General features: G+C 75.0%; 22 protein-coding genes. 12 read left to right on the forward strand and 10 right to left on the reverse strand.

What is annotated here, in order from left to right:
* The first annotated feature begins 21 nt into the window (after window positions 1-21).
* Window positions 22-855 carry a phosphoribosylaminoimidazolesuccinocarboxamide synthase gene (locus ACFHW0_RS05955; RefSeq protein WP_416605982.1) on the forward strand — a complete coding sequence of 278 codons (834 nt, stop codon included), beginning with the start codon at window positions 22-24 and terminating at the stop codon, window positions 853-855.
* Window positions 856-924: 69 nt separating this feature from the next.
* Here ACFHW0_RS05955 and glpK read toward each other — a convergent pair whose 3' ends face one another.
* Window positions 925-2,409 (reverse strand): glycerol kinase GlpK, encoded by a 1,485-nt coding sequence (gene glpK, locus ACFHW0_RS05960; protein ID WP_416605983.1) that lies wholly within the window; start codon window positions 2,407-2,409, stop codon window positions 925-927.
* Between the two features lie 93 nt (window positions 2,410-2,502).
* On the opposite strand from glpK, the gene ACFHW0_RS05965 reads away from it, so the two are divergent.
* Window positions 2,503-3,441 (forward strand): ribose-phosphate diphosphokinase, encoded by a 939-nt coding sequence (locus ACFHW0_RS05965; RefSeq protein WP_416605984.1) that lies wholly within the window; start codon window positions 2,503-2,505, stop codon window positions 3,439-3,441.
* A gap of 43 nt (window positions 3,442-3,484) precedes the next feature.
* Here the strand turns inward: ACFHW0_RS05965 and ACFHW0_RS05970 are convergent, their stop codons facing one another.
* Window positions 3,485-3,952 (reverse strand): ATP-binding protein, encoded by a 468-nt coding sequence (locus tag ACFHW0_RS05970; RefSeq protein WP_416605985.1) that lies wholly within the window; start codon window positions 3,950-3,952, stop codon window positions 3,485-3,487.
* A 126-nt stretch (window positions 3,953-4,078) separates the two neighbouring features.
* Between ACFHW0_RS05970 and macS the strand changes: the two genes are divergently transcribed.
* Window positions 4,079-5,200, forward strand: coding sequence for a MacS family sensor histidine kinase (gene macS / locus ACFHW0_RS05975; protein ID WP_416606152.1), 1,122 nt, complete (start codon window positions 4,079-4,081; stop codon window positions 5,198-5,200).
* A 76-nt stretch (window positions 5,201-5,276) separates the two neighbouring features.
* Window positions 5,277-5,939 (forward strand): response regulator, encoded by a 663-nt coding sequence (locus ACFHW0_RS05980; RefSeq protein WP_416606153.1) that lies wholly within the window; start codon window positions 5,277-5,279, stop codon window positions 5,937-5,939.
* Window positions 5,940-5,990: 51 nt separating this feature from the next.
* Here ACFHW0_RS05980 and ACFHW0_RS05985 read toward each other — a convergent pair whose 3' ends face one another.
* From ACFHW0_RS05985 to ACFHW0_RS05995, 3 genes are all read right to left on the reverse strand, one after another.
* Complete coding sequence (locus tag ACFHW0_RS05985) at window positions 5,991-6,563, reverse strand: DUF5709 domain-containing protein (protein WP_416605987.1); 573 nt, start codon at window positions 6,561-6,563, stop codon at window positions 5,991-5,993.
* A gap of 105 nt (window positions 6,564-6,668) precedes the next feature.
* Window positions 6,669-7,397: an ATP-binding protein gene (locus ACFHW0_RS05990; protein ID WP_416605988.1), complete on the reverse strand. Its 729-nt coding sequence runs from the start codon at window positions 7,395-7,397 to the stop codon at window positions 6,669-6,671.
* Between the two features lie 59 nt (window positions 7,398-7,456).
* Window positions 7,457-8,455, reverse strand: coding sequence for an SDR family oxidoreductase (locus tag ACFHW0_RS05995; RefSeq protein ID WP_416605989.1), 999 nt, complete (start codon window positions 8,453-8,455; stop codon window positions 7,457-7,459).
* Window positions 8,456-8,670: 215 nt separating this feature from the next.
* Here ACFHW0_RS05995 and ACFHW0_RS06000 point away from each other — a divergent pair, with 215 nt between their 5' ends.
* A complete protein-coding gene (locus ACFHW0_RS06000; RefSeq protein ID WP_416605990.1) occupies window positions 8,671-9,873 on the forward strand; it encodes a glycosyltransferase in 1,203 nt (400 codons plus the stop codon).
* 96 nt (window positions 9,874-9,969) lie between these two features.
* On the opposite strand, the gene ACFHW0_RS06005 is transcribed toward ACFHW0_RS06000, so the two are convergent.
* The 4 genes from ACFHW0_RS06005 to aroA all read right to left on the reverse strand — a co-directional run bounded on the left by ACFHW0_RS06005 (window position 9,970) and on the right by aroA (window position 14,189).
* Window positions 9,970-10,833, reverse strand: a complete 864-nt coding sequence (locus ACFHW0_RS06005; protein ID WP_416606154.1) for a hypothetical protein — start codon at window positions 10,831-10,833, stop codon at window positions 9,970-9,972.
* 59 nt (window positions 10,834-10,892) lie between these two features.
* Window positions 10,893-11,711 (reverse strand): histidinol-phosphatase, encoded by an 819-nt coding sequence (hisN, locus tag ACFHW0_RS06010; RefSeq protein ID WP_416605992.1) that lies wholly within the window; start codon window positions 11,709-11,711, stop codon window positions 10,893-10,895.
* 24 nt (window positions 11,712-11,735) lie between these two features.
* Window positions 11,736-12,722 (reverse strand): ribosome small subunit-dependent GTPase A, encoded by a 987-nt coding sequence (rsgA, locus tag ACFHW0_RS06015; protein ID WP_416606155.1) that lies wholly within the window; start codon window positions 12,720-12,722, stop codon window positions 11,736-11,738.
* A 165-nt stretch (window positions 12,723-12,887) separates the two neighbouring features.
* Window positions 12,888-14,189, reverse strand: coding sequence for a 3-phosphoshikimate 1-carboxyvinyltransferase (gene aroA / locus ACFHW0_RS06020; protein ID WP_416605993.1), 1,302 nt, complete (start codon window positions 14,187-14,189; stop codon window positions 12,888-12,890).
* Between the two features lie 102 nt (window positions 14,190-14,291).
* Between aroA and ACFHW0_RS06025 the strand changes: the two genes are divergently transcribed.
* The 5 genes from ACFHW0_RS06025 (at window position 14,292) to rsrA (ending at window position 17,623) form a co-directional block, all read left to right on the forward strand.
* Complete coding sequence (locus ACFHW0_RS06025; RefSeq protein WP_416605994.1) at window positions 14,292-15,002, forward strand: SOS response-associated peptidase; 711 nt, start codon at window positions 14,292-14,294, stop codon at window positions 15,000-15,002.
* A gap of 195 nt (window positions 15,003-15,197) precedes the next feature.
* Window positions 15,198-15,590, forward strand: coding sequence for a WhiB family transcriptional regulator (locus ACFHW0_RS06030; RefSeq protein ID WP_366639444.1), 393 nt, complete (start codon window positions 15,198-15,200; stop codon window positions 15,588-15,590).
* An 83-nt stretch (window positions 15,591-15,673) separates the two neighbouring features.
* Window positions 15,674-16,288 carry an alpha/beta family hydrolase gene (locus ACFHW0_RS06035; RefSeq protein ID WP_416605995.1) on the forward strand — a complete coding sequence of 205 codons (615 nt, stop codon included), beginning with the start codon at window positions 15,674-15,676 and terminating at the stop codon, window positions 16,286-16,288.
* A 221-nt stretch (window positions 16,289-16,509) separates the two neighbouring features.
* Window positions 16,510-17,334: a sigma-70 family RNA polymerase sigma factor gene (locus tag ACFHW0_RS06040; RefSeq protein WP_121399691.1), complete on the forward strand. Its 825-nt coding sequence runs from the start codon at window positions 16,510-16,512 to the stop codon at window positions 17,332-17,334.
* 1 nt (window position 17,335) lies between these two features.
* Window positions 17,336-17,623 (forward strand): mycothiol system anti-sigma-R factor, encoded by a 288-nt coding sequence (gene rsrA, locus ACFHW0_RS06045; protein ID WP_121399690.1) that lies wholly within the window; start codon window positions 17,336-17,338, stop codon window positions 17,621-17,623.
* 138 nt (window positions 17,624-17,761) lie between these two features.
* Here the strand turns inward: rsrA and ACFHW0_RS06050 are convergent, their stop codons facing one another.
* Complete coding sequence (locus tag ACFHW0_RS06050) at window positions 17,762-17,836, reverse strand: 50S ribosomal protein bL37 (protein ID WP_369700219.1); 75 nt, start codon at window positions 17,834-17,836, stop codon at window positions 17,762-17,764.
* Between the two features lie 315 nt (window positions 17,837-18,151).
* On the opposite strand from ACFHW0_RS06050, the gene ACFHW0_RS06055 reads away from it, so the two are divergent.
* Window positions 18,152-18,367 (forward strand): biotin/lipoyl-binding carrier protein, encoded by a 216-nt coding sequence (locus ACFHW0_RS06055; RefSeq protein WP_088973021.1) that lies wholly within the window; start codon window positions 18,152-18,154, stop codon window positions 18,365-18,367.
* Complete coding sequence (locus tag ACFHW0_RS06060; protein ID WP_416605996.1) at window positions 18,364-18,873, forward strand: GNAT family N-acetyltransferase; 510 nt, start codon at window positions 18,364-18,366, stop codon at window positions 18,871-18,873. Before ACFHW0_RS06055 ends, ACFHW0_RS06060 begins: the two co-directional genes overlap by 4 nt.
* Window positions 18,874-18,900 lie beyond the last annotated feature (27 nt).

Raw genomic sequence — 18,900 nt, forward strand, 5'->3', positions numbered from 1 at the left:
CCGCATGGTGTACTAGGGCGCGTGGAACTTCTGCACTCGGGCAAGGTCAGGGACGTCTACGCCGACGGCGAGGACCTGATCCTGGTCGCCTCCGACCGCATCTCGATCTACGACGTGGTGCTGCCGACGCCGATCCCCGACAAGGGCAAGCTGCTCACCGCGCTCTCGCTGTGGTGGTTCGAGCAGCTGGCCGATCTGGTGCCGAACCACGTCATCTCCGCCACCGACGTGCCGGCGGAGTTCGCCGGTCGGGCGATCCGCTGCCGGCGGCTGGAGATGGTCGCGGTGGAGTGCGTCGCCCGGGGCTACCTGACCGGAGGCGGCCTGAAGGAGTACCAGCGCACCGGCGCGGTCTCCGGCGTCGAGCTGCCGCGCGGGCTGGTCGAGGCGTCCATCCTGCCCGAGCCGATCTTCACCCCGTCGACCAAGGCGCCGGTGGGGGAGCACGACGAGCCGATCACCTTCGCCGAGGTGGTGGACAAGGTCGGCGCCGAGACCGCCGAGCGGCTGCGCCGGATCACGCTGGACGTCTACCGCCGGGGGGCCGAGCTGGCCGCCGACCGGGGCATCCTGATCGCCGACACCAAGATTGAGCTGGGCTGGGCGCCGGACGGCACGCTGACCGTCGGCGACGAGCTGCTCACCTCCGACTCGTCGCGGTTCTGGCCGGCGGAGTCGTACCAGCCGGGTCGGGCGCAGTTCTCCTACGACAAGCAGTACGTCCGGGACTGGGCGGTGGAGAGCGGCTGGGACAAGCAGACCCCGGCGCCCGAGGTGCCGGCCGAGGTGGTCGAGGCGACCCGGGCCCGCTACGTCGACGTCTACGAGAAGCTGACCGGCAACCGCTGGGACTGATCCCCGGGGCCGCCACACCGGGGGCGCGACGACGTTCGCGGCCAGCCGGGCGGGCGGGCGGCGCGGCGGTCAGTCCACCCAGTCGAGGGTGCGCTGGACGGCCTTGCGCCAGTTGCGCAGCTCCCGCTCCCGGTGCGCCGGTTCCATCGTCGACTCCCACTGCGCGTCGGAGCGCCACTGGGCGCGCAGTGTCGCCAGGTCCGGCCAGAAGCCGACCGCCAGGCCGGCCGCGTACGCCGCGCCGAGGCAGGTGGTCTCGGTGATCCGGGACCGGACCACCGGCACGTCGAGCACGTCGGCGAGGCACTGCATCAGCAGGCCGTTGGCGGTCATTCCGCCGTCGACCCGCAGCCGGCGCAGCGCCACGTCGGAGTCGGCGTTCATCGCGTCGACCACCTCGCGGGTCTGCCAGGCGGACGCCTCCAGCGCCGCGCGGGCCAGGTGCCCCTTGGTGATGTAACCGGTCAGCCCGGCGACCACCCCGCGCGCGTCGCTGCGCCAGTGCGGGGCGAACAGCCCGGAGAAGGCCGGCACGACGTAGCAGCCGCCGTTGTCGTCGACGGTGCGGGCCAGCTCCTCCACCTCGGGCGCGGTGGAGATCAGCCCGAGGTTGTCGCGCAGCCACTGCACCAGCGAGCCGGTGACCGCGATCGCCCCCTCCAGCGCGTACGCGGCGGGCTGGCCCTGGATGCGGTAGGCGACCGTGGTGAGCAGGCCGTGGGTGGAGGGGACCGGGCTGGCACCGGTGTTGAGCAGCAGGAAGCTGCCGGTGCCGTAGGTGCACTTGGCCTCGCCCGGCTGGAAGCAGGTCTGCCCGAACAGGGCGGCCTGCTGGTCGCCGAGCGCGCTGGCCACCGGCACCCCGGCGAGGACGCCGGTGGCCTCCCCGTAGACCTCCGCGGAGCTGCGGATCTCCGGCAGCATCGCGGCCGGCACCCCCATCGCGTCGAGCAGCTCCGGGTCCCAGTCGAGGGTGGTCAGGTCCATCAGCAGGGTGCGGCTGGCGTTGGTGACGTCGGTGACGTGCCGGCCGGTCAGCTTCCAGATCAGCCAGCTGTCCATCGTGCCGAAGAGCACCTCGCCGGCCTCGGCGCGCCCGCGCAGCCCGTCGACGTGCTCCAGCAGCCACCGCAGCTTCGGCCCGGCGAAGTAGGTGGCCAGCGGCAGCCCGGTGCGGGAGCGGAACCGCTCCTCGCCGTACGCCTGATCCAGCTCGCGCAACAGCGGCGCGGTGCGGGTGTCCTGCCAGACGACGGCGTTGGCCACCGGCCGGCCGGTGACCCGGTCCCAGACGAGCGTGGTCTCCCGCTGGTTGGTGATGCCCACGGCGGCGAGCCCGGCGGCGTCGGTGCCGGCGGCGTGCAGCGCCTCCCGGACCACCCGCTGGACGTTGTCCCAGATCTCCTCGGCGTCGTGCTCCACCCAGCCCGGCCGGGGGAAGATCTGCCGGTGCTCCCGCTGGGCCACGGAGACGATCTCCCCTGCCCGGTCGAAGACGATGCACCGCGAGGAGGTGGTGCCCTGGTCGATGGCGGCGACGTACTGGGGGGTCACGGCAGCACCGTACCCGGCCCGGCCGCTCTTCGCCGGCCGGCGGCGGGCCCCGGCGGGGAACGGGTCCCGAACCCGTCCGTACGATGTGCGGACGTGCGTGACATCGCCGTCTTCAGTGGTACCGCCCACCGCGAACTCGCCGCCGAGATCTGTGCCCACCTCGATGTGCCGCTGCACCCGGTGCGGGTCTCCCGGTTCGCCAACGACTGCCTGGAAGTGCAGTTGCAGGCCAACTGCCGGGAGCGGGACGTCTTCCTGATCCAGCCGTTGGTGCCGCCCGTGCAGGAGAACCTGGTCGAGCTGCTGCTCATGATCGACGCGGCCCGGGGCGCCTCGGCCGGCCGGATCACCGTGGTGCTGCCGCACTACGCGTACGCCCGGTCCGACAAGAAGGACGCGCCACGCATCTCGATCGGCGGGCGGCTCGTCGCCGACCTGCTCACCTCGGCGGGCGCGGACCGGGTGCTGGCGATGACCCTGCACTCGCCCCAGGTGCACGGCTTCTTCAGCGTGCCGGTCGACCACCTGCACGCGCTGCGCGAGCTGGCGGACCACTTCACCCGGTACGACCTGAGCAACACGGTGGTGGTCTCGCCGGACCTCGGCAACGCCAAGGAGGCGGCGGCGTTCGCCCGGCGGCTCGGCACCCCGGTGGCCGCCGGGGCGAAGCAGCGGTTCAGCGACGACCGGGTCAAGATCAGCGCGGTGATCGGCGACGTGACCGACCGGGACGTGATCGTGCTGGACGACGAGATCGCCAAGGGCAGCACGGTGATCGAGCTGATGGAGCATCTGCGCGAGCTGAAGGTCCGCTCGATCCGGCTGGCCTGCACGCACGGCCTCTTCTCCAGCGGCGCGTTGCGGCGGCTGAGCGAGCAGGAGGGCGTGCTGGAGATCGTGTGCACCAACACGGTGCCGATCCCCGCCGACAAGCGGGTGCCGAAGCTGGAGATCCTGTCCGTGGCGCCGGCCCTGGCCGAGGCGATGCGCCGGATCCACAACGGCGAGTCGGTCAGCGCCCTCTTCGCCTGACCGGCCCCGGGCGGCAGGCCCCCGCGTGCCGTCCGCGCGGGGGTCAGTCGCGGCGGTGGCGGCCGGTGTGCTGGGGTGCCACGGCGGCGGCGCTGATGCGGACCGTCGTGCCGCGCGCGCCGGTCTCCACGTCCATGCTGTCGCTCAGCTCCCGGGCCAGCCAGAGGCCCCACCCGCCGGCGGTGTCGGCGGCGGGGCGGCTCCGGTCGCCCAGCCGCTGCGTGCTGATTCCCTGCCCGTGGTCGGAGACCTCGCAGAACAGCTGGCCCGACTGCCGCCACAGCCGCAGCCAGCCCCGGCCGCCGCCGTGCCGGACCGCGTTGGTGATCAACTCGTTGACCGCGAGCACGAAGTCGTCCAGGCGCTGCCCGCTCAGCCCCGCCGCGTGCGCGCAGGAGGTGACCGAGTGGCGAAGGTCGGTCACCTGGGCCTGGTCGAAGGCCTCGGCGATGAGGAGGGAAGGTTCGATGGGCACAACCGTACGCTGTGCTCCGGGTTGCGCATTCGTCATGGCCCCGTCCCGACAGCGGATCGTGGATGTTTCGCGGCTTTTCCACCGTACGTCAGGGTTTCTCCGAGCGCATCCGGCGGTCGACGGGGTCGTCCTGACGGTTGTGGCATCGTGACGGGCGTGTCGATGCCGCCCGGTGGTTTCGAGGTCCCGCTCTGGCGGGCCATCGCCGTGTTCCGGGTGGCCTCCCTGGCGTACGTCTGCGTGCTGGCGCTCCGGGACGCCGACCGGTACGCCCACCCGCTCGCGGCCGGCGGCCTGGTCCTGCTGATGGCGGCCTGGACCGGCGTGACCGCCGTCGGCTACGCCGACCCGGCCCGCCGGGGCTGGCCGCTGCTCCTGGCGGACCTGGGGGTCGTCCTCGGCATCATGCTGGCCACCCCGTGGGTGATCGGGCGGACGGCGCTCGCCGCCGGCGTGCCCAGTCTCGCGGTGGCCTGGCTGGCCGGACCGGTGCTGGCCTGGGCGGTCTCCGGCGGCCGGCGCCGGGGCACGGTCGCCGCGCTGGTGCTCGGCGCGGCCGACCTCGCCACCCGCGAACGGATCGGCCAGTCGTCGCTCACCGGGGCGATCCTGCTGCTGCTCGCCGGCGTGGTCGTCGGGCACGTCGCCCGGCTGGCGGTGACCGCCGAGGAGCGGTTGCACCGCGCGGTGGAGCTGGAGGCCGCCACCCGGGAGCGGGAGCGGCTGGCCCGGGACATCCACGACTCCGTGCTCCAGGTGCTCGCGCTGGTGCAGCGGCGCGGCGCCCACCTGGACGGCGAGGCCGGGGAACTGGCCCGGCTCGCCGGGGAGCAGGAGGCCGCGCTGCGCGCCCTGATCGGCGGCGCCGCGCCGGTCGGGCCCACCGCGCACGGCGGGTCCGTGGACCTGCGTGGGCTGCTCGGCCGGTACGCCTCGGCGACGGTCTCGCTGTCCGCGCCGGCCACCCCGGTGCCCCTGCCCGGGCGGGTGGCCCACGAGCTGGCCGCCGCGACCGCCGCCGCCCTCGACAACGTGGCCCGGCACACCGACGGGCGGGCCTGGTTGCTCGTCGAGGACGAGGGGGCGACGGTGACCGTGTCGATCCGGGACGAGGGGCCGGGGTTTCCGGAGGGCCGGCTGGAGGAGGCCGCCGCCGAGGGCCGGCTCGGCGTCGCCCGGTCGATCCGGGGCCGCCTCGCCGACCTCGGCGGTACGGTGCGGATCACCTCCGCGCCGGGCGCCGGCACCGAGCTGGAACTGACCGTTCCGAGGGAGGGCCGGTGAGCGTGCGGAGTGAGCCGGGTTTGCGAGCCCCGCAGTCGCGAACGAGGGAGGCACAGCCGTGACAGGCGTACGGGTGATGGTGGTCGACGACCACCCGATGTGGCGTGAGGGGGTGGCCCGGGACCTCACCGAGGCCGGCCACGTCGTCGTCGCCGCGAGTGGGGAGGGCCGGCAGGCGCTGCGCGTCGCGGCCGCCGCCCGGCCGGACGTGGTGGTCCTCGACCTGCAACTGCCGGACGTCTCGGGGGTGGAGGTGGTCCGCGGGCTGCGCGCCGTGCTGCCGGAGGTGCGGGTGCTGATGCTCTCGGCCAGCGGCGAGCAGCAGAGCGTGCTCGACGCGGTGAAGGCGGGCGCCACCGGATACCTGGTCAAGTCGGCCGCCCCGGCGGAGTTCCTGGAGGCGGTGCGCCGGACGGCGGCGGGGGAGCCGGTCTTCACGCCCGGCCTGGCCGGGCTGGTCCTCGGCGAGTACCGCCGGCTCGCGGCCGACCCGGGCGGCGCCGACCCCGCCGCCGGACCCGACGCCCGGGGCACCGGCCCGGCACCCCGGCTCACCGAACGGGAGACCGAGGTGCTGCGCCTGGTCGCCAAGGGGATGTCCTACAAGCAGATCGCCGAGCGGCTCGGGCTGGCCCACCGCACCGTGCAGAACCACGTGCAGAACACGCTCGGCAAGCTCCAGTTGCACAACCGGGTCGAGCTGACCCGGTACGCGATCGAACGGGGCCTCGACGACTGAGGGCCGTCGGGGAACCGCCCCCGAAGGGTTCCCCGACGGCCCCCGGCCGGCTCAGACCGAGTGCGGCGGTCGCGTCTCGTGGATGGCCAGCTCCTCGGCGCTCGCGCCGCCGCCGGCCGAACCGGCGTCGTACGCCACCGAGTCGGTCTCCTGGTCGGTGTGCGCCCCCTCGTCCGGTTCGACGAGCCGGCCCACCTGGCCGTCGCTGACGCCGCCGAGCTTGCCGTGGTCGTAGAGGGACACCGGCGAGTCCGGGTCGGAGGTGGGGCCGGGGTCGATGACGTCCGCGTCGAGCTGGGCCTGCGCCGCCGCCTCCTCGCTGTCGGCCTCGGCGGCGATGTCCGGGTCGACGGGGCCGGCGAGCGGGTCGTCGGCCGGGCGTTCGTGCTGCTCCCGGTCGAGCTTGTAGTCCAGCGACTCGCCGTCCAGCTGCTCCTCGGCGGTGTTCCCGTACCGGTCCACCGCTACCGGCGTCCGGTCGCCCGGCAGCTGGGCGGGGTCCGGGCCGTCCGCCTCGCGCCCGGTCAGGACGTCGTCGTTGGCGGTCGAGTCGTCGTCGGCGGTGTCGGGCAGGCCCTCCGCCTCGGGGTCGGACACGGGGGTCGGGTACTCGTCGTCGCGCATGGCTGATCACTACCCACTGCCCTCCCGGCATAACCGGTGCCGCCCGTGGCCATCCGGGCGGAAGCGGCACGTCGGGGGACGGCGGGGCAGAAATCGGGGCGACGGTCAGCCGTGCTGGGCGGGCGTCTCGTCGTCGGCGTGCAGCACGCACCAGACGACCTTGCCGTCCGGCACCCGGCTGCTGCCCCAGCTGCGGGCGACGGTGTCGATCAGCAGCAGGCCGCGCCCGCCCGCGGTGTCCAGCGGCGCCTGCCCGGTGAACGCCGGCTGCCGCGGCGAGTGGTCGCGTACCGCCAGGTGCAGCGTGCCGTCCCGGGGGGCCAGGCGGACCGTCATCGGAGTGTGCGCGTGGGCGACCACGTTGTTCACCATCTCGGTGACCGCGATGCAGGCCGGCTCGATCAGCTCGGACATGCCCCACCGCCCGCACCCCTCCGTGACGAGCTGCCGGGCCTGCCGGGCCGCCTCGACGACGGGGGGAAGGTAGGTCTCGACCACCGCGGCCGGCGGCGCGGCGGCCAGCCCGGCCAGCGCCCCGGCCAGGGTCGGCCAGGCCGGCACCCCCTCGACGGCGCCGGTCGGATCGCAGAGCAGCAGGTCGGCGGCGGGCCAGTCGCGCACCTCCCGGTGCACCTCGGCGAAGACGTCCCGGGCCGCCGGGTCGGCCACCTGCAGGGCGGTGAGGTCGGCGACCACCGGGCCGGGACGGCCGCAGAACCGGGCGAGCAGGCCGTCGCGCACCACGTCGACACCGGAGCGGTCGAGCGTCCCGGTCAGCCGAAGCACCCCGGATGCCCCGTCCGCATCCACCCGGCAGCGCGCGTCGGTCGCCATGATCGCCTCATTGTGCACCGCCGGCCCGGACCGCGCACCCGACCGCTCGGCCCCCGACATCAGCGGTCCGTTCGCGCGCGGCGGGTCATCGCGGCCACCGTCCCGACGGCCGTCCCCGCCGCCGCCAGCCCGAAGGCGGCGGTCATCCGCACCAGATGCCGTCGCCGGCCGTGCCAGCCGCCCTCGCGCTGCGCCGCCGCATCGGCCTGGAAGACGTTGCCGGTGCTCTCGGGCCGTGGGGCGGGCCCGAACTGGGTGCGGTGCGCGTACCAGCCGAGGACCCGCTCGGCGATCGCCGGGGCGAGCCGCCACTGGAGGCCGATCAGCCGGGCGGCCCCGCCGGCGTACGCCTCGCGCCTCGGGCGGCGCAGCAGCCGGACGATCGTCTCGGCCACCACCTCCGGCGGGTAGACCGGGGGTGGCGGCACCAGTTCCTGGCCGCTGTGGTTGGCGGCGTGCCGGAAGAACGGGGTGTCGATGGTGGCCGGCAGCACCGTGCAGATGGAGATGTCGCCCCGCCCGGTGACCCGCATCTCCTGACGGACCGTGTCGGCCAGCCCGCGGATGCCGTGCTTCGCGGCGTTGTACGCCGACTGGTAGGGCATCGCCACCTCGGCCAGCACCGAGGCGTTGTTGATCAGCACCCCGCCACCCGCCGCGCTCAGCTGGGGCAGGGCGGCCCGGGTGCCGTACGCGGCGCCGAGCAGGTTCACCTCCAGCACCCGGCGGAACTCCTCCACCGGGATCTCGTCGAAGAGCCCGACCGCGCCGACCGCGGCGTTGTTGATCCAGCCGTCGATCCGGCCGAACTCGGCGACCGCGCGGGCGGCGAGCCGCTCGACGGCCGCCGGGTCGGTCACGTCGGTCGGCACCACCAGCGCCTGCCCGCCCAGCTCGCGGCACCGCACGGCGACCTCCTCCAGCGCGGTTTCGCTGCGGGCGGCCAGCACCACGGCGGTGCCGCGCCGGGCGAGGGCGTACGCGGTGGCTGTGCCGATGCCGCTGGAGGCACCGGTGAGCACGACGACGGCGTCGGCGAGGCTGCGGGTCAGAGGCATTCTTCGCCCGTACCCCCGTCGGCAGGGGTCATGCGGCCGACGGGGATCGGAAAGTCGTGGCCCCGGGCGCGGCGTGTCGGCGTCCCGGACAGTTGCCGTCGCGCAAGCACCCGCCGGGCTCTTCCCGATCTGCCAGGTTTCGGCTCCCGGGGGTTCGGTTAATGGGACCCTCTGACCGAGGACCACCGCTTGAGAAGATCGCATGGAGGTGACCCATGCGCGTCGGCCTCGTCTGCGCGCACGCCGGCCCACCCAGGGGCACCGACGGCCTGACCGTCGGCACCCACCAGCACATCGCCCGGGTCGCCGCCGAACTCGCCGCGCGGGGCCACGACGTCCGGGTGTACGAACGCCGCGACGACCCGGGCCTGCCGGAGACGGCGACGGTCGACGGGTACCGGGTGGAGCGGGTGCCGATCGGCCCGGCCGCCCCGCTGCCCACCGCCGAACTGGTGCCGCACGTGTCCGCGTTCGGCGCCTGGCTTGCCGACCGGTGGACGGGCGACTGGCATCCCGAGGTGGTGCACGGGCACTACTGGGTCGGCGGGCTGGCCGCCGCGCACGCGGTCCGCGAGACGGACATCCCGGTGGTGCAGACGTTCCACTCCCTCGGCGTCGAGCAGCTGCGCCACCTCGGCCGGCAGTACGACGGGCCGGGGGAGCGGATCCCGCTGGAGCGGGCGCTGACCCGGGCGGTGGACATCGCGGTCGCCCAGTGCAACGACGAGGTCGACGAGCTGACCCGGATGGGGCTGCAACGCGCCTCCGTGGCGATGGTGCCGGCCGGCGTCGACATCGCGCAGTTCCATCCCGACGGCGAGGCCGCCCCCCGCGACCAACGGGCCCGGATCCTCTCCGTCGGCGGGCTCTCGCCCGGGCACGGTCAGGAGGACCTGATCCGGGCCATGCGACTGGTCGGCGACGCCGAGCTGGTGATCGCCGGCGGCCCGCCCGTCGGGCAGCTCGGCAACCACGCCGAGGCCCGGCGGCTGCGCGAGCTGGCCGAGCGGAGCGGGGTGGCCGACCAGGTGAAGCTGGTGGGCGCGGTGCCGCACGAACAGATGGCCACCTGGTACCGCTCGGCGGACGTGGTCGCCTGCACCCCGCACTACTCCTCCGCCGGCCGGGTGTCGCTGGAGGCGATGGCCTGCGGGGTGCCGGTGGTCGGCTACTCCATGGGCGGGATCGCCGACGCGGTGGTCGACGAGGTCACCGGCCGGTTGGTGCCGCCGGGCGACGTCCGCGCGCTGGGCGTGACGCTGCGCCGGCTGCTCGCCGACAACGCCGGACGGTTCGCGTACGGGCACGCCGCCGTGGACCGGGTGCGGTGCAGCTACACCTGGGAACGGACGGCGGGCGCGCTGGAGCGCCTCTACGAGCGGGTGGTGAGCCGCCGCAAGCCGGTCGAGGCGGCCTGACGGGCGATCGGTTCGAGGCGGCCTGAGGTCCGAGGCGGCCTGACGGGCCGGATGCGCCGGCCGGCCGGGTCGAGGCGACCGGAGGCCCCGCGGTCCTCAGAGCGGGCCGCCGGGCGCTCCGGCGCCCACCATGCCCCGGTCCCGTTCGCGGGCGACCGCGTGGTGGTGCTGGGGTTCGGCGTACCGGGTGAGACCGATGACCGCCGCGAGGGTGACCAGGAACCCGACCGCGGCGAGCCACTCCCGCCCGGGCCAGATCTTGTCGTTGAGCAGCAGCAGGCCGACGATGGCGGCGGGCACCGCCCCGGCGGCGTCCATCGCCGCCACGGCGGCCGTGGTCGAGCCGCGCTGCATGGCCAGGCCGAGTAGCAGCTGACCGACGATCGAGTGGACGATCAGCAGGTAGAGCAGCGGATCCTGGACGAACGCCTCCGGCGTCGGGGCGGAGGCGAGGGGCCGGGCGGCCACCGCGGCGGCGGAGAACGCCAGCCCGGCCAGCGCGCCGAGCGCCACCGAGCCGGGCGCCCCGTGCAGGCGTACGGCGAAGAAGCCGATCACGGCGATCACGGCGAGCGTCGCCGCCAGGGCGATCATGCCGGCGGTACCGAGCGGCTTGGCCGGCGCGGGCTCGGCGGAGAGCACCAACGCGGTGATCCCGGCGAACAGCAGCACCAGCAGGGCCACCTCGGCGGCCGGCAACCGCCACTTCAGCACCAGCACGCCGAGCAGGGCGGTGACCCCGAGCCCGGCGGCGACGCTGGACTGGACCAGGAACAGCGGCAGGTCCCGGCGGGCGAGCAGGGCCAGCACGAACCCGGCCACCTGGCAGCCGAGCCCGACCAGATAGGTGCGGTGCCCCGCGAGCCGCAGCAGCAGCCCCGGGTCGAAGGTGTGGTGCACGGTGGTCCGGGCTGCGGCCACCGACTGGAGCAGGTTGGCGACGCCGTACGCGACGATCATGGCCGCGAGGAAGCACCAACCGGAGGAGACCACCTGGCGAGGATAGAGGCTGCCGGAGGTCAGTGCTCGGTTGGCCGACCCAGCCGGGCGAGGATGTCGGCGTGCAGCGCGCCGTTGCTGGCCACGGCGCTGCTCTCGGTCCCGGCGTCGCCCGAGGGGGCGGGCCGGCCGGCCAGGTCGGTGAACGTGCCGCCCGCCTCGGTGACGATCGGCACCAGCGCGGCGACGTCCCACAGCGACAGCTCCGGCTCCACCATCACGTCCAGCGCGCCCTCGGCCAGCAGCATGTAGCCGTAGAAGTCGCCGTACGCCCGGCTGCGCCAGGTGTCCCGCATGAGCTGGAGCATCCCGTCCAGCCGCCCGGCGGACTCCCACGCCGTCAGCGACGAGTAGCAGAAGCTCGCGTCCGCGAGGTCCCGTACCGCGGAGACCCGGATCGGCACGCCACCGGCGGCGTCCGGCCCGGCGTACGCGCCCTCGCCGAGCGCGCCCCACCAGCGGCGGCCGAGCGCCGGCGCGGAGACCAGCCCGACGACCGGGCGGTCGGACTCCATCAGCGCGATCAGGGTGGCCCACACGGGCACGCCGCGGATGAAGTTCTTCGTGCCGTCGATCGGGTCGACCACCCAGCGGCGGCCGTCCGGGCCGCTGGCGGGCTCCTCGCCGTACTCCTCGCCCAGCAGGCCGTCGGCCGGCCGGTGCGCGGCCAGCAGCGCCCGGATCTCCCGCTCCACCGCGGTGTCCGCGTCGGAGACCGGCGTCAGGTCGGGTTTCGCCTCGACCCGCAGGTCGAGCGCGCGGAACCGGGCCGTGGAGACGGCGTCGGCGGCGTCGGCGAGCAGGTGGGCGAGGGCGATGTCGTCGGCGTACCCGGGCATGCCTAGACCGTAGCGATGCCGGCTTCAGGACCCGGCGAGCGGGTCGCCCGGATTCCGCTGGTCGGGCTCCCGCGCGTCGCCCTCACCCGACCGGGAGGCCAGCAGCCGGCGGTACGAGGCCAGCCGCCGCGCGTCGGCCTTGCCGGCGGCGACCCAGGCGTCCAGCCCACAGGCGGTCTCGTCCGGCGTGTGCGGGCAGTTGGCGGGGCAGTCGACCGTCCCCTCGACCAGGTCGGGGAAGCCGTGCAGCAGGCTGTCGGCGGAGACGTGCGCGAGCCCGAAGCTGCGCACCCCCGGGGTGTCGACGATCCAGCCGGCGGCGGCCCCGGGGCGCGGCGCGGCGGCGGACGCGCCGGGCCGGCGTCGCCGTGAGTCGTCGTCGGGCAGCCGGGGCAGTCGCAGCGCCACCGCGCTCGTGGAGGTGTGCCGGCCCCGGCCGATCGCGCTGACCGTGCCGACCGCCCGGGCGGCGTCCGGCACGAGGCGGTTGACCAGCGTCGACTTGCCCACCCCGGAGTGCCCCACCATGACCGAGATCCGCCCGGCGAGCAGGCTGTGCAGGGCGTCGAGGTCGGACTCCGGGCGGATCAGCACGTACGGCAGTTCCAGCTCGGCGTAGTAGTCCAGCACCGCCTCGGGGCCGGCCAGGTCGGCCTTGGTGAGGCAGAGCAGCGGCTCGATGCCGGCGTCGTACGCGGCCACCAGGCACCGGTCGATGAAGCCGGTGCGCGGCGGCGGGTCGGCCAGCGCGCTGACGATGACCAGTTGGTCGGCGTTGGCGACGACCACCCGCTCCAGCCGCCCCTCGGCGGTCGTCTCGTCGTCGTCGGCGGTGCGCCGCAGCACCGACGTCCGCTCGGCGATCCGGACGATCCGGGCCAGCGCCCCGGCCGCGCCGGAGGTGTCCCCGACCAGGCCGACGCGGTCGCCGACCACCACCGACTTGCGTCCCAGCTCCCTGGCCCGCATCGCGGTGACCAGGGGCGCGTCCGGCCCGGCGTCGGGCGGCACGCAGGTGTAGCGGCCCCGGTCGACGGCGATCACGAAGCCGTCCACCGCGTCGGAGTGCCGGGGTCGGGTGCGGGTACGCGGGCGCGACGACCTGCCGGGCCGGACCCGGACGTCGTCCTCGTCGTACTCCCGCCGCTTGGTCGTCAGGACCCGCCCCCCGTCGTGTCAGCTCTTGCCGGTCACCATCGCCGACCATAGTGCCGGAAACTCGGGCATGGTCTTCGAGGTGCACGCCACGTCGCTCAACTCGATGCCCGGCACGGCCAGGCCGGCCACGGCGGCGGCGTGCGCCATCCGGTGGTCGTGGTAGGTCTCGAACACGCCGCCGTGCAGGGGCCGGGGCCGGATCTCGAGCCCGTCGGGGGACTCGGTGATGTCGGCGCCGAGCGCGGCGAACTCCCGCGCCAGCGCGGTCAGCCGGTCGGTCTCGTGGCCGCGGATGTGGCCGACGCCGGTGAACACCGACGGCGAGTCGGCGAGCATGGCCAGTGCGGTGAGCGCCGGGGTCAGCTCGCTGACGTCGGAGAGGTCGGCGGTCAGGCCGTGCACCGCGCCGGTGCCCCGGACCGTCAGCCCGGCGGTGGAGAGGGTCACCTCGCCGCCCATCCGCTGGAGCAGCGTGCGGAGCTGCTCGACGGGCTGGGCGCTGCTGCGCGGCCAGCCCTGGAGGGTTACCTCGCCGCCGGTGACCAGGGCGGCGGCGAAGAACGGCACGGCGCCCGACAGGTCGGGCTCGATCTGCCAGCCGCGCCCCGTCAGCGGGCCCGGCTCGACCACCCACACGTCGGGGGTGCCGTCGTCGACCGCCGCGCCGGCGGCCCGGAGCATCTGCACCGTCATCCGCAGGTGCGGCGCGGAGGGCACGGGCGGGCCCACGTGCCGGACGACCACGCCCCGGTCGAAGCGCGGCGCGGCCAGCAGCAGCCCGGAGACCAGTTGGCTGGAGGCGGAGGCGTCGATCACCACCTCGCCGCCGGCCACCCGCCCGGCGCCGAGCACGGTCAGCGGCAGGCTGCCGGTGGCGGGGGCGTCCACGCGCGCGCCGAGGGAGCGCAGCGCCCCGATCAGCGGGCCGAGGGGCCGGGTGCGGGCCTGCGGGTCGCCGTCGAAGGTGATCCGCCCGTCGGCCAGGCCCGCCACCGGCGGGACGAAGCGCATCACGGTGCCGGCCAGGCCGACGTCGACGTGCGCGGGGCCGACCAGCGGGTGGGGGCGGACCAGCCAGCGCTCGTCGTCGCTGATCGACATGTGCGCGCCCATCGCGCGCAGCCCGGCGGCCATCAGCTCGGTGTCCCGCGCGCGCAGCGGCCCGGCCAGGGTCGACGGGCCGCCGGCCAGCGCGCTCAGCACCAGGGCGCGCGCGGTCATCGACTTGGACCCGGGCAGGCGCAGCGTCGCCGCGACCGGGTCGGAGGCGGTCGGAGCGGTCCACGGCTGCGGCGGCCGGGTCGCGATCAGGTTCCCCACGGTTACATTCTGCCGCGTCCGCCGGCGGGTGACGCCGGCCGGCGCGCGTCCTCCCGGTCAGCGGGACAGCCGGGCGGCGCGCGGCGGGTTAGCGTGTGCGGCATGTGCGGGAGGTACGCGACGACCCGGAGCGCGGGCGACCTGAGCGCGCTGTTCGAGTCCCAGGACGAGACCGGCGGCGGGGTCGACCCCGACCACAACGTCGCGCCCACCGACCCGGTGCCGCTGGTGCGGGTCAGCCCGGAGGGGCACCGCGCGCTGTCGGTCGGCCGCTGGGGCCTGGTTCCGTCCTGGTCCCGGTCGCCCAAGGGCGCCGCCCGCATGATCAACGCCCGCGCCGAGACGGTCGCCACCAGCCGGGCGTACGCCGGGGCCTTCGCCCGCCGCCGCTGCCTCGTCCCCGCCGACGGCTGGTACGAGTGGGTCCGCTCGGCGGACGGGCGCAAGCAGCCCTACTACATGACCCCGTCGGACGGCTCGGTGCTCGCCTTCGCCGGCATCTGGTCGGTCTGGGACGGTTCCGGGGGTCCGCTGCTGACCTTCAGCGTGCTCACCACCGCCGCGCCGGGCGAGCTGGCCGAGGTGCACGACCGGATGCCGCTGTTGCTGCCCCGCGATCGCTGGGCGGCGTGGCTGGCCTCGACCGAGGAGCCGGAGGGCCTGCTCGCGCCGCCGCCGCCCGACTGGCTCGCGACGCTGGAGATCCGCCCGGTGGGCACGGCGGTCGGCGACGTGCGCAACGACGGGCCGCAGCTGACCGAGAGGGTCCCGCCCGCCCGGGCCGCCGCGCCGACGGAGATGACGCTCTTCTGACACTCCGACACATTGTCGGGTGTGATTTGCCAGCGTTGCGGGCGAAACGTCGCCCCGACGTTCACCCATATTCGCCGTGAAGTCTTGTCCCGGTGTCCGGAAGTGCGATACAACACAGCGCCGGTAGTGGGTGTCGATTCGCACGGGGCGGACGACGCGCACCGATCTTGCCGGTCCCACGGGGGAGGTGGGTGGATGACACGGGCACGTATGCCCCGGCCGCACGAGGTGGCCGCCGCACGACGGGATCCGCGGCTGTTGCGGGCGTTGCGGGAGCGGCGACAGGACGAGGCGTGGCGCACCAGGGGAACCTGCCAGAACGTCGACCCGGAGACGTTCTTTCCGGCGCCGAACGAACCGGCCGACGCGGCCGTCGCGCTCTGCCGCAGCTGTGACGTGCAGGGCTCCTGTCTGGCCTGGGCGCTGGACGTGGGGGACTGCCACGGGGTCTGGGGCGGCACCACACCGCGCGAGCGGCGGGCGATGCTGGTCGCCTGGCGCGACGAGGTGCAACCGGATCCGGACGCCGCCCGCGAGGCGGGTCCGCCGGTCCGGGACCGGCTGCTCACCCTGGTGCCGCTGAGCTGACCGTCGACTGAACCGGTCGCAGCCGGCCCGCCACCTCGGCGGGCCGGCTGCCCGTCGTGCCCCGGACGCCGCAGAATGGGCCGGTGCCCCAGGACGACGACCTTTCCACCCCGCGCGGGCCCGCCCGGGTCGACACCGACCTGCCGGCGGGTGCGCCGAGCGCCCTGCTGGTGCTCGGCCACGGCGCGGGCGGTGACGTCGACGCCCCCGACCTGCGTGCGCTCCGGGACGCGGCGGTCGGCGCCGGGCTGGTGGTGGCCCGGGTGACCCAGCCGTACCGCGTCGCCGGACGGCGTGCGCCGGCGCCGGCGGGGCACCTCGACGAGGCGTGGACCGCCGTGCTCGCCGTGCTGCGGCAGCGGCATCCCGGCGTACCCCTGCTGGTGGGCGGCCGGTCCAGCGGCGCGCGGGTGGCGTGCCGCACCGCGCGGGCGGTGGGCGCCGCCGGGGTCGTCGCGCTCGCGTTCCCGCTGCACCCGCCGGGCCGCCCGGAGCGCTCGCGCGCGGCGGAGCTGGCGACCGGCCTGCCGACCCTCGTGGTCAACGGCGACCGCGACCCGTTCGGGGTGCCGCAGCCGGAGCCGGGGGTGCACGTGATGACCCGCCCGGGGGAGCGGCACGACCTGCGGGGGGACCCGGCCGGCACGGCCGCCGTGGTGCGCGACTGGTTGCGCGGGCAGGGCTGGGCGCGCCGCTGAGCCGCGCGGCGGGCCGTGTCCGCCTGCCGCGGCGGGTCGTTGCATCGGATGGCGCCGGACGCCCGGTTCGGGCGGGCGGCGCCGGTCCTCCCAGGCCCTTCCTGGTCCCAGCGTCGGCCGGTGCCGGCGCCGGGACCAGGAACGGGAGGTCAGCGGAATGTCCCGCCCCGCCGGGGGCGTTGCACCCCCCGGGACGACATTTCTGGCGAGGGGGGAGACCGGTGCCGACCGAGACGCGGGTCCGGGAACGGGACGAGCGGGGAGCGCGGCAGTTGCGACGGCTGCTGGGCGGCCCGGACTGGCCCGCGGTGGTGCCGCCGGTCGGCCCGGCCGCGGTGAGTACGAGCACACCCGCCGGAAGTGAATCTGCGGGCACGTCCGTACGCGTATCCTCGGCGGGACAGCATCCGACGCGAGGGGATGTGCGGTTGACCACCGAGAAGACGGACGAGCGCAGGGCCCGCTTCGAGCGGGACGCGATGCCCTTCGTCGATCAGCTCTACGCTGCCGGACTGCGGATGACCCGCAACCCGGCGGATGCCGAGGACCTGGTCCAGGAGACCTACCTGAAGGCGTACGCCGCCTTTCACCAGTTCGAGCAGGGCACGAATCTGAAGGCCTGGCTCTACCGGATCCTGACCAACACCTACATCAACTCCTACCGCAAGCGGCAGCGCCAGCCCATCCAGGCGCCGACCGACGAGATCACCGACTGGCAGCTCGCCGAGGCCGAGTCGCACACCTCCAGCGGGCTGCGCTCGGCCGAGACCGAGGCGCTGGACCGGCTGCCGGACAGCGACGTCAAGGAGGCCCTCCAGCAACTGCCGGAGGAGTTCCGCCTGGCCGTCTACCTCACCGACGTCGAGGGCTTCTCCTACAAGGAGGTCGCCGACATCATGGGCACGCCGATCGGCACGGTCATGTCGCGTCTGCACCGCGGCCGACGTAATCTGCGCAAGCTGCTCGAGCAGTACGCCGCCGAGCGGGGCTTCAGCGCCGCGGCGTCGAAGAAGGGCTCGACCGCTTCCGCCGGCCGGGAGGTCTGACATGAGCTGTGGAGATCCGCACGAGACGGATTGCCGCGAGGTCATCGCGGAGGTCTACCTCTACCTGGATCTGGAGTGCGCCGAGGAGCGGCGCACGCTGATCCGGCACCACCTCGACGAGTGCGGGCCGTGCCTGCGCGAGTACGGCATCGAGCAGGAGGTGCGGGCGCTGGTCGCCCGCTGCTGCGGCAACGAGACGGCGCCCGACCAGCTGCGGGAGCGGCTGCGGCTGCGCCTCACCGAGCTGGTCGTCTTCGAGAGCACCGAGTCGAAGGAACTGGCCGACTGAGTCGGTCCGGGTGCGGCCGCCGACCGGGGTAGGTGCCCCCCTTGAGACAACAAACGCCGGTGGCCCGGGTCGTGACGACCCGGGCCACCGGCGTCCGCGCCGACTGGTCGACGCCGGGCCGTGGGGCCCGGCCGCCGGTCAGGAGTTGGGGCGCTTGCCGTGGTTCGCGCCGCTCTTCTTGCGGGCCTTCTTCTTGCGGGCCTTCTTCGCCATGGTGACCTCCTCGTGATGGTCGGATCCCGCCTGCGCGCGATCTCGGCGCCGGTGCACGCACCGGTCCTCCCGGCGCCGGGGTCCGACCCGCTGATGCTAGTGCGGTCGGCACCCGCCGTCGTCCGCCGGGGCCGCCGCCGTACGCCACGCCGCCCGACACGCCGGAGGACCGCCACCCGCCGCGCCGGGCCCGGCACCGGCCGGGCCCGCCCCGGAGTCGATCATCCACCCGGCCCGGGCCGCTCCACGCCCGCCGGAGGTCGCCCGCATGATTGGATACGTCGGCAGGCAACCGCGAGAGGGAGGGCCCCGAAGATGGCCGAGGAGATCCGCGCCGAGATGGTGGCGAACGTCTGGAAGGTCGTCGCGTCGGCCGGGGACACCGTGTCCGAGGGGGACACGCTGGTGATCCTGGAGTCGATGAAGATGGAGATCCCGGTCGTCGCCGAGTCCGACGGTGTCGTCAAGCAGCTCGCGGTCAACGAGGGCGACGTCGTGCAGGACGGTGACCTGATCGCGGTGATCGATTGACCGGCCTCTCGGTCCGCCGGGCCGGGCCGGCCGACTTCGCGGCGGTGGCCCGGCTGACGGTCGCCGCGTACGAGGCGGACGGCCAGCTCAAGGGCGAACACGGCTACGCCGCCGTGCTCGCCGACGTGGCGTCCCGGGCCCGGGACGGCGAGGTGCTCGTCGCCGTCGACGACGCCACCGGTGAGCTGCTCGGCTCGGTGACCTTCGTCCTGCCCGGCACCCGCTACGCCGAGCTGTCCCGGGCGGGTGAGGCGGAGTTCCGGATGCTGGCGGTGGACCCGGCCGCGCAGGGGCGGGGCGTCGGCGCGGCGCTGGTCGAGGCGTGCGTGGCGCGGGCGACCGAGCTGGACTGTTCCGCTGTGGTCATCTGCGTCCGCAGCGGCTTCGCCGACTCCGCCCAGCGGCTCTACCGACGTCGCGGCTTCGTGCGGACGCCCGAGCTGGACTGGGAGCCCCTGGACGGGGTGCGACTGCTCGGCCTCCGGCTGGAACTGACCGGCGCCTGAGGCGCCGCAACCGCCGGCGACGACGGT

This window comes from Micromonospora sp. LOL_025 (assembly GCF_048060285.1).
Taxonomy (GTDB): domain Bacteria; phylum Actinomycetota; class Actinomycetes; order Mycobacteriales; family Micromonosporaceae; genus Micromonospora.